9 protein-coding genes are annotated in these 13,876 nt (G+C 69.7%); 6 read left to right on the top strand and 3 right to left on the bottom strand.

Annotation, left to right across the window (positions count from 1 at the left end; genetic code table 11):
- Positions 1-103: 103 nt before the first annotated feature.
- The 6 genes from FIU88_RS04555 (at position 104) to FIU88_RS04530 (ending at position 10,001) form a co-directional block, all read left to right on the top strand.
- Entirely contained in the window at positions 104-1,450 is a 1,347-nt protein-coding gene (locus FIU88_RS04555; RefSeq protein WP_016855447.1) for a UDP-glucose/GDP-mannose dehydrogenase family protein, read from the top strand.
- A 9-nt stretch (positions 1,451-1,459) separates the two neighbouring features.
- On the top strand, positions 1,460-3,379 hold the full coding sequence (locus FIU88_RS04550) for a glycosyltransferase (RefSeq protein ID WP_152478344.1): 1,920 nt from the start codon (positions 1,460-1,462) through the stop codon (positions 3,377-3,379).
- Between the two features lie 46 nt (positions 3,380-3,425).
- Positions 3,426-4,955 carry a PilZ domain-containing protein gene (locus FIU88_RS04545; RefSeq protein WP_016855445.1) on the top strand — a complete coding sequence of 510 codons (1,530 nt, stop codon included), beginning with the start codon at positions 3,426-3,428 and terminating at the stop codon, positions 4,953-4,955.
- 65 nt (positions 4,956-5,020) lie between these two features.
- Positions 5,021-5,905: a polysaccharide lyase gene (locus FIU88_RS04540; protein WP_152478343.1), complete on the top strand. Its 885-nt coding sequence runs from the start codon at positions 5,021-5,023 to the stop codon at positions 5,903-5,905.
- Between the two features lie 54 nt (positions 5,906-5,959).
- Complete coding sequence (locus FIU88_RS04535) at positions 5,960-7,186, top strand: alginate lyase family protein (RefSeq protein ID WP_152478342.1); 1,227 nt, start codon at positions 5,960-5,962, stop codon at positions 7,184-7,186.
- A gap of 46 nt (positions 7,187-7,232) precedes the next feature.
- Positions 7,233-10,001, top strand: a complete 2,769-nt coding sequence (locus FIU88_RS04530; protein WP_152478341.1) for a tetratricopeptide repeat protein — start codon at positions 7,233-7,235, stop codon at positions 9,999-10,001.
- Positions 10,002-10,211: 210 nt separating this feature from the next.
- On the opposite strand, the gene FIU88_RS04525 is transcribed toward FIU88_RS04530, so the two are convergent.
- The 3 genes from FIU88_RS04525 to hflC form a co-directional block, all read right to left on the bottom strand.
- Positions 10,212-11,507, bottom strand: a complete 1,296-nt coding sequence (locus FIU88_RS04525; protein WP_016855441.1) for an adenylosuccinate synthase — start codon at positions 11,505-11,507, stop codon at positions 10,212-10,214.
- A gap of 64 nt (positions 11,508-11,571) precedes the next feature.
- Positions 11,572-12,768: an ATP phosphoribosyltransferase regulatory subunit gene (locus FIU88_RS04520; RefSeq protein ID WP_152478340.1), complete on the bottom strand. Its 1,197-nt coding sequence runs from the start codon at positions 12,766-12,768 to the stop codon at positions 11,572-11,574.
- Positions 12,769-12,990: 222 nt separating this feature from the next.
- Entirely contained in the window at positions 12,991-13,875 is an 885-nt protein-coding gene (gene hflC, locus FIU88_RS04515; RefSeq protein ID WP_016855439.1) for a protease modulator HflC, read from the bottom strand.
- Position 13,876: the final 1 nt, after the last annotated feature.

The following is a 13,876-nucleotide window of genomic DNA, read 5'->3' as shown; positions in this document are numbered from 1 at the left end:
CTCCTTTACCTGGCAGATCCACGCACGTCCATGACGCTCCCTCCCCCGCCAGGGGCCTGGGACAGGACGTTCGTTTCCGACCACGACCAGGAGCAAGACGCCCATGAAGATCACCATCTTTGGTTCCGGATACGTAGGACTCGTCACCGGCGCCTGCCTCGCCGAAGTCGGCCATGAAGTGATGTGTGTCGATGTGGACGCCGACAAGGTGGCCCGTCTCAGCCAAGGCGAGGTGCCGATCTACGAGCCGGGCCTCGAGACGCTGATCCACCAGAACCTGGCCGCCGGCCGCCTGCACTTCACCAACGATGCCAAGGCCGCGGTCGAGTTCGGCCTGCTGCAGTTCATCGCCGTCGGCACGCCGTCGGACGAGGACGGCAGCGCCGACCTGCGTCACGTGCTCAAGGTCGCCGAGACCATCGCCACCCACATGACCGAGTACCGCATCATCGTCGACAAGTCGACGGTACCGGTCGGCACCGCCAGCAAGGTGGAGCGCACCGTGGCCGCCACCCTCGAGGCCCGTGGCGCGGACATCGAGTTCGACGTCTGCTCCAACCCCGAATTCCTCAAGGAAGGCGCCGCCATCGAGGACTTCTCGCGCGGCTCGCGCATCGTGGTGGGTACCGAGTCCGAACGCGTTCGCCAGGTCATGCGCGAGTGCTACGGCCCCTACAACCGCCAGCGCGACAAGCTGATGTTCATGGGCGTGCGCAGCGCCGAGCTGACCAAGTACGCCGCCAACGCCATGCTGGCCACCAAGATCAGCTTCATCAACGAGATGGCCAACCTGGCCGAGCGCCTGGGCGCCGACATCGAGGAAGTGCGTCACGGCATCGGCAGCGATCCGCGCATCGGCTACCACTTCATCTATCCGGGCTGCGGCTACGGCGGCTCCTGCTTCCCCAAGGACGTCAAGGCGCTGGCCCACACCGCCGAGGCCGCCGGCCATCCGGCCCACCTGATCAACGCCGTCGAGCAGGTCAACGCCCGCCAGAAGAGCCGCCTGTTCGAGATGCTCAGCGATGCCTTCGACGGCGATCTGGCCGGCAAGACCATCGCGCTGTGGGGCCTGGCCTTCAAGCCCAACACCGACGACATGCGCGAGGCCCCCAGCCGCGCGCTGATGGAAGCGCTGTGGCAGGCCGGCGCCCGGGTCCAGGCCCATGATCCCGAGGCCGCCGAGGAGTGCCTGCGGATCTACGGCAACCGCGAGGACCTGGATCTCACCGAGAACCGCGACGAGACCCTCGAGGGCGCCCATGCGCTGGTCATCTGCACCGAGTGGAAGGCCTTCCGCACCGTCGACTTCGGCCGCCTGCGCGAGCGCCTGATCGAGCCGGTGGTGATCGACGGCCGCAACCTGTTCTCGCCCGAGAGCGCCAAGGAGGCGGGGCTGACCTACTACGGCATCGGCCGAGGCGCCTCCGTCCGTCCCGTCGTCGCCTGAGGCCTCGCCATGTCGAAGCTCCCCGACCACACCTCCGTCGCCAGCAAGGTGACGGAGGTCACCGCCCTGCTGCTGCTGCTGGCCCTGCTGGTGCTGCTGCTCTCCGAGCTGCCGTCGGAGGTCTTCTCGCCGGCGTCGAAGAGCTTCTTCTTCGCCATCGGGGCCATCGGCGCCTGGCGCTACTCCTGGTGGTTCGTCCAGGCGCTGCGCTCGGTGTGGTACAACCGGCGCATCTTCCCGCGGCTGCGGGCCGAGGCGGACGCCGCCGGCGAGGCCGGCAAGCCCAGCGAGCTGTACGTGCTGTGCACCTCGTTCCGCATCGATGCCGACGTCAGCTATCGGGTCTACGAGGCGCTGGTGCGCGAGGTCCGGGACTACGGCGTCCCGACCACCATCTTCGCCTCGCTGGCCGACCGCACCGACGTCGACATCATCACCCACGTGATGGACGACCTCGGCTGGCCGAGCAACATCGAGCTGCGCTACATGTTCCAGAAGGGGGACGGCAAGCGCTCCGCCATGGCGGAAGTGCTGCGCGCGATCTCGCGCCGCGCCCCGGCCCCGGACGCCCTGCTGGTCTCGATGGACGGCGACATCCTGCTCGAGCCCGAGACCCTCGAGCGCTCGCTGTCGTTCTTCCGCACCAACGAGGACCTGGGCGCGCTGACCACCAACAACAGTGCCATCGTCACCGGCGGCGACGTCACCAAGGAGTGGTACGACCTGCGCTACGCCCAGCGCCATCTGGTGATGAGCTCCGGCTCGGTGTCGCGCCGGCTGCTGGTGCTGACCGGCCGCTACAGCGCCTTCCGCCTCGACCTCGCCACCCAGCCGAGCTTCATCGAGCTGGTCGAGAACGACCGCGTCGACCACTGGCGCTTCGGCAACTTCAAGTTCCTCTCGGGGGACGACAAGTCGACCTGGTACTGGCTGCTCAAGAACGGCTGGCGGATGCTCTACCTGCCGGACGTCTACGTCACCGGGTTCGAGGAGCTGCCGGACCGCCGCCGCTTCTTCAAGTCGACCACCGACCTGATGCGCCGCTGGTACGGCAACATGCTGCGCACCAGCGGCCGGGCGATCGCCCTGGGGCCGCGCCCGATGGGCATGTTCACCTGGTGGAGCCTGGTCGACCAGCGCCTGTCCATGTGGACGACCCTGATCGGCCCCACGGTGGCGATCCTGGTGACCCTGTTCGTGCGGCCCTCGTTCATCTTCGCCTACGCGCTGTGGATCCTGTTCACGCGCAGCATCTCGACGCTGATCCTGGCCTGGCAGCGCGGCCGCTTCAGCCTGCTGTGGATCCCGCTGATCTATTACAACCAGGTCTTCGGCGCCCTGCTCAAGACCTACGTCAGCTTCCGCTTCAACCGCCAGAAGTGGTCGCGCCAGGGGATCTCCGCCGGCGAGCCGGACGACCCGGCCGCGGTCAACCGCCAGCGTCGCATGGGTCACGTGCTGCACGGCGCCTTCATCGCGGTGATGCTCTACGTGCTGGTGCTGGCCACCGGGGTGCTGCAGCCGCCGGATCGCACCGCCATGGCCATCCTCCAGGGCCCCGCCGCCGAGGCCGAGGCTCAGACCGGCACGGCCAATCGCTGGATGGCGATGATCCTGGTCGACGGCTCCCCCAGCGGCAACGTCACCCTGCCGCCGGAGCGCCTGGCGCTGGACGAGGGCCTGCTGGACATCGTCGCCACCACCGAGCGCATGCGGACCGAACGCCTCACCGGCGCGCCCGGCGACGAGCCGACCACGCTCGAGATCAGCCCCGAACTGGCCCGTCATGTCCACGACGCCAGCGGCCGCCCGCTCGACGCCGGACAGCTCGCGACCTGCCACACGACCCTGGGCTGCGCCCTCGAACTCGACGGCCGCAAGGTGGCCCTCGTCGACCTGAATATCAGCGTGCAACCCGGCCGCTCCTGACCTCGCAGGACGCCGCCGGGAGGCAACCACTGGAGAGAGATACCCCATGACCGATTACTACGCCGACAATCACGATCGAAGCGAGCCCACGCTGGGCGATCAGCGCCGGGGCCAGGGCGCCGACCAGACGCCCGGCGCCGGCATCGCCCACGAGCGCCGCGACGAGCGTCGCTACCTGCGCGTGAAGCGCGCCTTCCAGGTCAAGATGGACGACGGCCAGGGGTTCGACGGCGTCGACCTGTCCCAGGGCGGCTTCGCGATCCACAGCCAGCGGCCGATCCGCGAGGGCGCCCGGGTCCAGGCCTCGCTGCTGCTGCAGGCCGGCGGCGCCGAGATGACCGTCCCCGTGACCGCCGAGTGCCGGCACTGCACGGCCGGCGAGCGAGGCCACACCGCCGGCTTCGAGTTCACCGACATCAGCCCCGGCCACCAGGAGCTGCTGCGCCGCCTGATCCGCGCCAGCCTGAGCGGCCGCGAGATGGACCTGGAAGGCCTGATGGCGGGCGAGGACCCGCAGACCCCGCGCAAGCGCGGCGCCGCCGGCCAGCCGCAGCCGGCCCAGCGTCCGCCCAAGCCGCTGGGCCGCTACGTGGCGCTGTTCATGGCCATCGGCGTGCTGGGCCTGGTAGCGGCGGCCACCGCTTACCGCAACTTCATGCTGATCGAGCCGAACTTCGCCGCGGTGACCGCGCCGCGCATCGACATCCGTGCCCCGGGTCCGGGCATCCTCCAGGCCCATGACCTCAAGGCCGGCGACCGGGTCGAACGCGACGCGAAGCTGACCAGCGTCAAGAACGTCGACCTCGAGTCGGACCTGATCCTGGCCCAGGCCGCCCAGAGCTACAACAGCCAGCTGATCGAGAACCTGCAGAACAACATCGATGGCGGTGCCAACCAGGTCAGCCTGGCCAACTCCGCCAAGCCGGCCAACGGCGAGTCGGTGAGCTTCGAGACGGTCTCGCCGGAGATCGCCCGGGCGCGCATCGACCAGTTCGAGACCGCCCGCGACTTCCAGAGCTCGCGGATCACCGCGCTGGAGGCCCGCCAGTCCCAGAACGAGGTCTACAGCCCCTGCAACTGCCTGGTGGCCTGGGCGCTGAGCAGCTCCGACGGCACCTATATCAACGAGAGCGAGCGCATCATGACGCTCATCCGCACCGGCGACAACGACATCATGGTCGAGGCGCTGGTGCACATGGATGACATCGATCGCATCGGCCCGGACCAGCAGGCCTACATCTCGCTGCCCAACACCGCCGGCCCGATCAGCGCCCGGGTGCGCAGCGTGGCGCTGGACATCGAGCGCCAGCCGCGTGCCGGCTTCCCCAGCTGGGTGCGTCAGCAGCAGAACGTGGCCAGCGTGCTGCTGGTGCCCGAAGAGCCGCTGCCGGCCGACGCCGTCGGCACCCCGGTGGACGTGCGCTTCACCGAGACCCCGCTGGTCGGCAGCGCCGCCGAATGGGTCTGGCAGGGCGCCCGCTCGGTCGCCCAGCTGGTCGACGGCCTGGTCGACGGCGTCACCGGCGCCAACGACGACGAGGCGCCGCTCGCCGACGGCGAACGCCAGGCGAGCTGAGCCCGAGCGCCCTATCACGAGGACATCCCGGCCGCCCGCGCGGCGGCCTCCGACCGGAGCCCGATATGTCAGCCGAACACGTCATCCCGAGAAAGCGCCCCCTGGCCCTGCTGATGCTGGCCCTGCTGCCCGGCCTGAGCGCCCCGGCCCTGGCCGAGGGCAAGGGGCCCGCGATCACCTCACCGAGCGTGGCCGCCTGCTCGACCCGCTATCCGCAGGTCGCCGCGCCCTCCCCTGCCCTGCAGGCCGAGGATGCCCAGGCCGCCATCCGTGAAGGCTTCGCCACCCAGCGAGACTGGGGCACCGAGAACGTCGAACGCCTCGCGGCCGGCGAGACCGGCCTCGATGAGCCCGGCCTGCGCATCCACTACCCCGAGGGCACCTCGTCGCCGGGCGATACCGAGACGGGCGGCGCCGGCTTCTATGCCGCTCCCGACGCCCTGGCCGGCGCCGAGCGCGCCTGCCTGCAGTACCGGGTGCGCTTCGAGCCGGGCTTCGACTTCGTCAAGGGCGGCAAGCTGCCGGGCCTGTACGGCGGCGAGGCGCCCAGCGGCGGCGAGGAGGCCGACGGCGAGAACGGCTTCTCCATGCGCTACATGTGGCGGGCCAACGGCCAGGGCGAGCTCTACGAGTATGCCGTCGACCAGCACGAGGACTACGGCAAGTCCGTCGGCCGCGGCCGCTGGACCTTCCCCACCGGCCAGTGGGTGACCCTGGAGCAGGAGATCATCCTCAACGACCCCGGCCAGGAGAACGGCGTGGCCCGCGTGTGGGTGGACGGCCAGCCGATCCTCGAGCAGCACGGCATCATCTACCGCACCGACGAGGACGTGACCATCGACGGCCTGATGTTCTCCACCTTCTTCGGCGGGCACGGCAAGGACTGGCGCACGCCCCGCGACCAGCACGTCGACTTCGCCGGCTTCCGCTTCCATGCCCCCCGTTCCTGATTCCGAGGACTCTCGATGTCTCTGTCTCCATCAACCCGCCTAGGTCACGGCGACATGCCCCGTCGCCTGCTCGCCGGCCTGTCCCTGGCCCTCTGCGGGCTGGGCGCGGGCGGGCTGACCACGGCCCAGGCCATGACCCTCGAGGAGCGTGCCGAACTCGACCTGTCGCACTACGAGGTGACGGATCCCGACGCCTCCTATTTCGACGTCGAGAAGCGCAGGGCGCAGCTCGAGGACACCGACAACGCGATCCTGCTGCAGGAGATCGACCAGCTGTCGACCGGCACCAGCTGCTCGCAGCTGCTGGCGTACAAGCCGATCAACACCCGCATGCGGATCCCCGGCTACTACCCCAGCCCCGATGAGTGGGAACTGGCCTCGGAGCCGCTGTTCCAGTTCGAGGATAACGTCTCGCACCTGGCCGGCAGCTACATGGCCACCGGCGATGACTACTACGCCGAATGCCTGGTGCGCTTCCTCGACAAGTGGTCGCAGGACGAAGCGCTGACCAACTTCTATTACGACTCCATGGAGCCCCAGGCCTGGTTCGCCACCGAATCGATGATCTTCGCCGCGGCCATGGCCTATTCGGTGGTGCGCCCCGAGATCGAGGGCATGGAGGAGGAGCGTGAGCGGATCGAGGCCTGGCTCAACGACCTGGCCCACCAGCACTCCGACATCCAGGGGCAGCCCGGCAACAGCTGCTGCAACAACCACTTCTACCGTCGGGCCCTCTACGGAACCATGGTCGGCGTGCTGACCGAAGACAACGATCTGTTCCGCTTCGGCGTCAGCGCCATCTACTCGGCGCTGCACGACATCACCGACGAAGGCGCGCTGCCGATGGAGATCGCCCGTGGACGCCGCGCGACCCACTACCAGAACTATGCGCTGCTCTACCTGATCACCAACATGCAGGTCATCGAGCGCCAGGGCTACGACATCTTCGACCTGGAGGTGGACGGCCACGGCATCCAGGACGCGGTCGACTTCGCCCTGGAGATCTTCGCCGATCCCGCCGCCCTCGGCGACATGGCGCCCCACGAGCAGTACACCGGCTTCCTCAAGGACAGCCAGTACTTCGCCTGGATGGAGATCTACCAGTCGCGCTTCCACGATCCGCGGATCGCCGACTTCGTGCGTCGGCAGCGTCCCATCTACAACCGCAGTGCCGGCGGCTACATGACGCTCTACTTCATGGACCCCGACGCCCAGCAGAACATCGTCATGGATGAGACCCAGCGCGAGGACGCCGCGTTCAAGGGCCTGAGCGAGCAGTGAACGCTCGCTCCGACGTTCATCCATCACTTCGAGGCAACCCGACATCATGACCCAGATTCCACGCGACATCTCATCTCCTCGCCAGCCCACGGGGCTGAAGCTGGCCGTCTCGGCCACCCTGGTGGCCTGGCTCGGCGGCTGCGCCACCACCCCGCAGCCCGACGCCCACGTCACCGCTCCCGTGCCGCCGCAGTACGCGGACTGGTTCGACGGCGGTCAGCCGCGCACCCTGGAATGGATGCACAAGAACACCGTGGAGAAGGCGCAACAGCTGCTCGAGCAGGGCCGCAGCCAGCAGGCCATCGCCGAGCTCGAGACGCTGATGCAGAAGGGGCTGCCCAAGGGCTACTACGAGATGGCCAAGATCTTCGATCAGGGCCTGGGCGTGCCCGCCGATCCGGCGCGCGCGGCCAGCCTCTATGCCGAGGCCATCAAGACGCCCTCCTACATCACCGGCAACGCCTCGCTGAACCTGGCCAAGCTCTACCGTGAGGGGCGCGGCGTCGAGCGCAACGACGTGCTCGCCTACTACCTGATCCAGCAGGCCATCGAGGAAGAGGTCGGCCCCCGGGCCCAGGCCGCCATGGCCGAGCTGCTCGTCGAGGGCGGCGACGGCGTCCAGGCCGACCCCGAACAGGCCGCCGCGCTCTACCGGCGCGCCGCCGAGGCCGACAACGGCGCCGCCCTCGAGGCCCTGGCCAAGGCCCACGGCCCCGGCGGCTGGCTGGCCGAAGACCGCGGCCTTTCCAGCCAGTACGCCCAGCGCTACACCGAGCTGCTGGAGCAGGACGCCCGCGCCGGCGACGTCGGCGCCATGAATCAGCTGGCCGGCCTGTTCACCGAGGACGGCCTGATGGGCCACCAGCCCCAGCGCCACATGCACTGGCTGAACAAGGCCGCCGAGGCCGGCGATCCCGGCGCCCTGAGCCGGGCCGGCCGCTCGCTGGTGGAAGGCAACGCGCCCCAGCGCGGCCAGGCGATGCTGGAGCAGGCCGCCCTGGACGGCAATGTGTCGGCCATGGAAACCCTGGGCAAGCTGCTGCTGGAAGGCAACGCCAACGTGGCCGCCAGCCCGGAACGCGCCCAGCACTGGCTGAGCGCGGCCATCGCCCAGGGCTCGGTGGATGCCCAGGTCACCCTGGGCCGCGCCCTGCTCGATGGCGACGGGCTGCCCCCCAATCCCCGCCGCGGCATCGAGCTGCTCAAGCAGGCCGCCGAACAAGACGACGCCCTGGCGCTGTCGCTGCTCGGTGCCTACTACCTCGAGGATGAGGGCCACGCCAGCCAGCCGAGCCAGGCGCGCGAGTATCTGGAGCGCGCCAACGAGCTGGGCCACCCCTACGCCACCCAGCAGCTGGGGCAGATGTACCTGGAAGGCAACGGCGTGCCGGCCGACGGCCAGCGCGCCGAGGCCCTGCTGAAGGACGCCGCCGACCAGGGCCAGACCGCCGCCCTGCGCATGCTCGGCGAGGCCTACCTGGAAGGCGAGGTGCTGCCCTACCATCCGTCGAAGGCCGAGGAGCTGTTGAAGCAGGCCGCCGATGCCGGCGACGCCTCCGCCAAGACGGCGCTGGGCGCCGGCTATCTCGAGGGCACCCTCCAGCAGCGCCAGCCCTCACGCGGCCTCGCCCTGCTGGAAGAGGCCGCCCGCGAGGGGGATGCCTACGCGATGGTGGTGCTGGGCCGCGCCTACCGCAAGGGCGACGGCGTGCCCCGCGACCTGGGCAAGGCCAGCGAGTGGCTGAACCGCGCCCGGGAGGCCGGTCACGACTCGGCCGAGGATGCCCTGTCACGGCTGCACTATGACCAGGGCAAGGCCGGCAACATCAACGCCCTGGTGGAGGCCGCGGAAGACGGCCACCCCGGATCCATGGCGCGGCTCGGCGAGGCCTTCCTCAACGGCCGTGGCGTGCAGCAGAACCTGAACGCCGCACGCTCCTGGCTGCAGCGCGCCGCCAACGAGGGCCATCCGGGCGCCAGCGCCGATCTGGGACGGATGTATCTCGAGGGCAAGGGCGTGACACGCGATCCCGCCCGCGGCGCCCGCTACCTGCAGCAGGCCGTCGCCGGCGGCCACGTCGGGGCCCGCGGCGATCTGGGCAAGCTGCTGCTGACCGGCGAAGGCGTGAGCGCCGACCCCGAGCGCGGCATGCGCCTGCTCGAGCAGGCCGCCGCGCGCGGCAACAGCGGCGCCCGGCTGGCCCTCGCCGACGCCCTGCTCGAGGGCGAGCACGTCGCCCAGGACACCCAGCGCGGCATCGAGCTGCTGCGCGAGTCCGCCGAGGCCGGCGACGACTATGCCGCCCAGCGCCTCGGCGCCGCCTACCTCGAGGGCAAGGGCGTCCAACCCGATCCGCAGCAGGCCAGGACCTGGCTCACCCAGGCCAGCGAGGCCGGCAGCCTCTCGGCGCGCACGCTGCTCGGCACCGCGCTGCTGCGCGGTGAAGGCGGCATGAGCGTCGACGCCGCGCGCGGACGCCGCCTGCTCGAGCAGGCCGCCGAACAGGGCCACGCCGGCGCCCAGGCCACCCTCGGCCGCGAGCTGCTGCGCGGCGAGACCCTCGGCCAGGACCTTCGTCAGGGCGCCGACTACCTGCTGGAGGCCGCGCGCCAGGGCCACGAGACCGCGCGCCTGGCGCTGGCCAAGGCCTACCTGACCGCCAACGGGCTCGAGAACGCCAACCGCGAGCAGGCGCTGCTGTGGCTCGACGAGGTGATGGACGGCAACGGCGAGTTGGCCGCCCAGACGCTGCACGACCTGCTGTCCGACGAGGACGCCATGCAGGCGCTGCAGGTGGCATCGGCCGAACGCTGATCGCGCCCGGCCTCTCATGGCGGGAGGCCACACACGACGACGGGCCGGCAGTTTCCTGCCGGCCCGTCGTCGTTCGGGGGAAGGCCCGAAGGCCTAGCCGCCGCGGCGCCTGTTCGGTGAAGGGCTTACTTCACCGAAGGGCTTACTTCACCGAAGGGCTTACTTCACCGAAGGGCTTACTTCACCGAAGGGCTTACTTCACCGAAGGGCTCATTCACCGAAGGGATTGCGCAGCACGATGGTCTCGTTGCGATCCGGGCCGGTGGAGATGATGTCGATGGAGGTGCCCACCTGCTCCTCGAGGAAGCTGATGTAGGCGCGGGCGTTGGCCGGCAGTGCCTCGACGCTCTTGATGCCGATGGTCGACTCGCTCCAGCCCGGCAGGTCCTGGTAGACCGGCTCGATGGCCTCGTAGCCTTCGGAGTCCACCGGGGTGTCGAGCAGCTCTCCGTCCTTGCTGCGATAGCCCACGCAGACGCGGATGTTCTCCAGGCCGTCGAGCACGTCGAGCTTGGTCAGGCAGATGCCGGACACGGAGTTGATCTGCACGGCGTGGCGCAGGGCCACGGCGTCGAACCAGCCGCAGCGGCGCGCACGGCCGGTGGTGGCACCGAACTCGTGGCCCTTCTCGGCCAGGTGACGGCCGTGCTCGTCGAACAGCTCGGTCGGGAACGGGCCGGAGCCGACGCGGGTGGTGTAGGCCTTGGTGATGCCCAGCACGTAGTCCAGGTACAGCGGGCCGACGCCGGAACCGGTGGCGGTGCCGCCGGCGGTGGTGTTGGAGCTGGTCACGAACGGATAGGTGCCGTGGTCGATGTCCAGCAGCGAGCCCTGGGCGCCCTCGAACAGGATGTTGTCGCCGGCCTTGCGCACGTCGTGCACCAGGCTCACGGTGTCGCAGACCATGGAGCGCAGCTCGTCGGCCATGCGCATGGCGTCGTCGAGCACCTGCTGGAAGTCCACCGGCTCCTCGCCGTGGAACTTGGTCAGCACGAAGTTGTGGTAGTCCAGCACCTCGCCGAGCTTGGAGGCGAAGCGCTCGCGGTGCAGCATGTCGCCCAGGCGCAGGCCGCGGCGGGCGACCTTGTCCTCGTAGGCCGGGCCGATGCCGCGACCGGTGGTGCCGATCTTGGCCACGCCGCGGGCCTTCTCGCGGGCCTGGTCGAGGCGCTCGTGGTACGGCAGGATCAGCGGGCAGGCCGGCGACAGGCGCAGGCGCTCGCGCACCGGCACGCCCTTGGCTTCCAGCTCGCGGATCTCCTCGAGCAGCGCTTCCGGCGACAGCACCACGCCGTTGCCGATCACGCAAGTCTTGTCGTCACGCAGGATGCCGGAGGGGATCAGGTGCAGGACGGTCTTCTCGCCATCGATCACCAGGGTGTGACCGGCGTTGTGTCCGCCCTGGAAGCGCACGACCGCGCCTGCGGACTCGGTGAGCAGGTCGACGACCTTGCCCTTGCCTTCGTCACCCCACTGGGTGCCCAGTACGACTACGTTCTTGCCCATTTGCCTCGTCTCTCGTTGCTGCGCCGCCAGCGTCCGGCGGTGCCGATATCGTGTCTGCCTGAGATCAGGCCTGATCGCTGGCCGCGGCCAGCGGCGCGACCTGCCAGCCGCCGTCGGCGGGAGTCAGGTGCCGCTGGCAGCGGTGTTCCTGCGGACCGGTGCGCTGCCCGGGCAGCGCCTGGACGACCCGCTCGCCCTGCTCGCGCAGGGCCTTGATGGCCTCGGCCAGGCCCTCGCCCTCGGCCGGCGCCCAGATGCCGTCGTGGGGCGGCTCGCTGGGCACCAGGTTGGCCAGCAGCTTGAGCTCCAGGGAGAAGCCGGTGGCCGGGCGGGCGCGACCGAAGGCGCGGCCGGTGTCATCGTAGCGGCCGCCCTTGGCCAACGCCTGGCTGTAGCCGGGCACGTGGGCGGCGAACATCATGCCGGTGTGGTACTGGTAGCCGCGCAGTTCGGCCAGGTCGAAGTAGAGCGCCACGTCGGGATGCTCGGCGACCACGCCGGCGTGCAGGGCACGCAGCTGGTCGAGCGCCGCCCCCACCGCCTGGGGCGCCTCGGCGAAGGCCTCGCGGGCCTGCTCCAGCACCTCAGGGCCACCGTGCAGCTCGCCCAGGGCGCACAGCATGCCGGCCATGGCCGGATCGCTGACGCTTTGCTCGACCCGCGCGGCCAGCTCGCCGGGCGACTTGAGCTCGAGGGCCTCGAACACCGCCTTCTCCTGCTCGGCGGTCAGCTCGGCGGCCTCCACCAAGCTACGGTAGATGCCGATGTGGCCCAGCGCCAGGTGGATCTCGCCGGCGCCGGCGACCTGCAGGCTGGTCAGCGCCAGGCGCAGGACCTCCAGGTCGGCTTCCAGGCCGGCATGGCCGAACAGCTCGAGGCCGACCTGCACCGGGCTGCGACCGCCCTGATGCTGGTCCGCCTTGGCCCGCAGCACGGTGGTGCAGTAGCACAGCCGCACCGGGCCCTGGCGCTTCAGCGAGTGGGCGTCCATGCGCGCCACCTGGGGCGTGACGTCGGCGCTGACGCCCATCATCCGACCGGTCATCTGGTCGGTGAGCTTGAAGGTCTGCAGATCGAGTTCGGTGCCGGTGCCGGTGAGCAGGGAGTCGAGGAACTCCACGGGAGGCGGCATCACCTGGTCGTAGCCCCAGCGATGGTAGAGATCGAGCAACGCCCGGCGCAGCTCCTCCATGCGGCTGGCCTGAGGAGGCAGCACCTCGTCCATGCCGTCGGGCAGCAGCCAGCGGTCAGCGATGGTCATGTCGTTCTTCCTGCAAGACGATGATTGGCCTTCGGCGAGCCTGGCGGCAGGGTGAATCACACGCCTGGCGGAGCGCCGGAGGGGAATGCCGGGAGTGGTCGGCCACAAAAAACGGCCACAAAAAAACCGGGCCACGCCCGGTTACAGGAGTCTATCACGTTTGGTGGCGGGAGGAACCCCGCACGAACGGAAGGGGCGGCCTGAACCGCCCCCTCCCGGCCGTCACTCGCCGCCCTGGGCCGTCGGGCTCTTGAGGTACTGGAAGAAGTCGCTGGACGGATCCAGCACCAGCATGTTGCCGTCGCCCTGGAAGCTCGAGCGATAGGCATCCAGGCTGCGCCAGAAGGAGAAGAACTCCTCGTCCTTGCCGTAGGCCTCCGAGTAGATGGCCGCGGCCTCGGCGTCGCCCTCACCGCGCAGGGTCTCGGAGCGCTCGTTGGCCTGGGCCAGCAGCACCTGACGGCGGCGGTCGGCGTTGGCGCGGATGCGCTCGGACTCTTCCTGGCCCTGGGCACGCCACTCGCGGGCCTCGCGCTCGCGCTCGGAGCGCATGCGGTCGTACACCGCCGAGGAGACGTCCTCGGGCAGGTCGATGCGCTTGACCCGGATGTCGAGGATCGCCACCCCGAGCTCGTCGCGCATCAGCTCGTTGAGCTCCTCGGTGGGCCCGGTCATCAGCTCGTCACGCTGCTCGGAGATGATCTGCGAGAGGTTCAAGCGGCCGAACTCGTTACGCAGGCTCTCGTCGACCCGCGGCTGGATCAGGCGCACGGCCTGCAGCTCGTCGCCGGCGGTGGCCTCGTAGTAGCGGGTGGGATTGACCACCTGCCACTTGACGTAGGAATCCACGATCACCGCCTTCTGCTCGAGGGTCAGGTACCGGCTGGCGTCGGTGTCCAGTGTCAGCACCCGGGTGTCGAACTTGCGGATGGTCTGGGTGATCGGGATCTTGACGTGCAGACCCGGCTGGATATTCTCCTCGACCACTTCACCGAAGCGCAGCTTCACCGCGCGCTCGGTCTCGTCGATCACGTAGAGGCTGTTGCTGGCCAGCCAGGCCACGGCGGCCAGGCCGCCGACGATGAGCAGGGAACGGTTATTGATCATC

Source organism: Halomonas sp. THAF12 (assembly GCF_009363675.1).
GTDB classification, from domain to species: Bacteria; Pseudomonadota; Gammaproteobacteria; order Pseudomonadales; family Halomonadaceae; genus Halomonas; species Halomonas smyrnensis.
Note: the sequence above shows the minus strand (reverse complement) of the source record. Positions and strands in the feature narration are given on the sequence as shown.

Bases quoted from the DNA above. Each gene is read 5' to 3' on its own strand.
- FIU88_RS04555 (WP_016855447.1), top strand. From the start codon at position 104: ATGAAGATCACCATCTTTGGTTCCGGATACGTAGGACTCGTCACCGGC.
- FIU88_RS04550 (WP_152478344.1), top strand. From the start codon at position 1,460: ATGTCGAAGCTCCCCGACCACACCTCCGTCGCCAGCAAGGTGACGGAG.
- FIU88_RS04545 (WP_016855445.1), top strand. From the start codon at position 3,426: ATGACCGATTACTACGCCGACAATCACGATCGAAGCGAGCCCACGCTG.
- FIU88_RS04540 (WP_152478343.1), top strand. From the start codon at position 5,021: ATGTCAGCCGAACACGTCATCCCGAGAAAGCGCCCCCTGGCCCTGCTG.
- FIU88_RS04535 (WP_152478342.1), top strand. From the start codon at position 5,960: ATGCCCCGTCGCCTGCTCGCCGGCCTGTCCCTGGCCCTCTGCGGGCTG.
- FIU88_RS04530 (WP_152478341.1), top strand. From the start codon at position 7,233: ATGACCCAGATTCCACGCGACATCTCATCTCCTCGCCAGCCCACGGGG.
- FIU88_RS04525 (WP_016855441.1), bottom strand. From the start codon at position 11,507: ATGGGCAAGAACGTAGTCGTACTGGGCACCCAGTGGGGTGACGAAGGC.
- FIU88_RS04520 (WP_152478340.1), bottom strand. From the start codon at position 12,768: ATGACCATCGCTGACCGCTGGCTGCTGCCCGACGGCATGGACGAGGTG.
- hflC (WP_016855439.1), bottom strand. From the start codon at position 13,875: ATGATCAATAACCGTTCCCTGCTCATCGTCGGCGGCCTGGCCGCCGTG.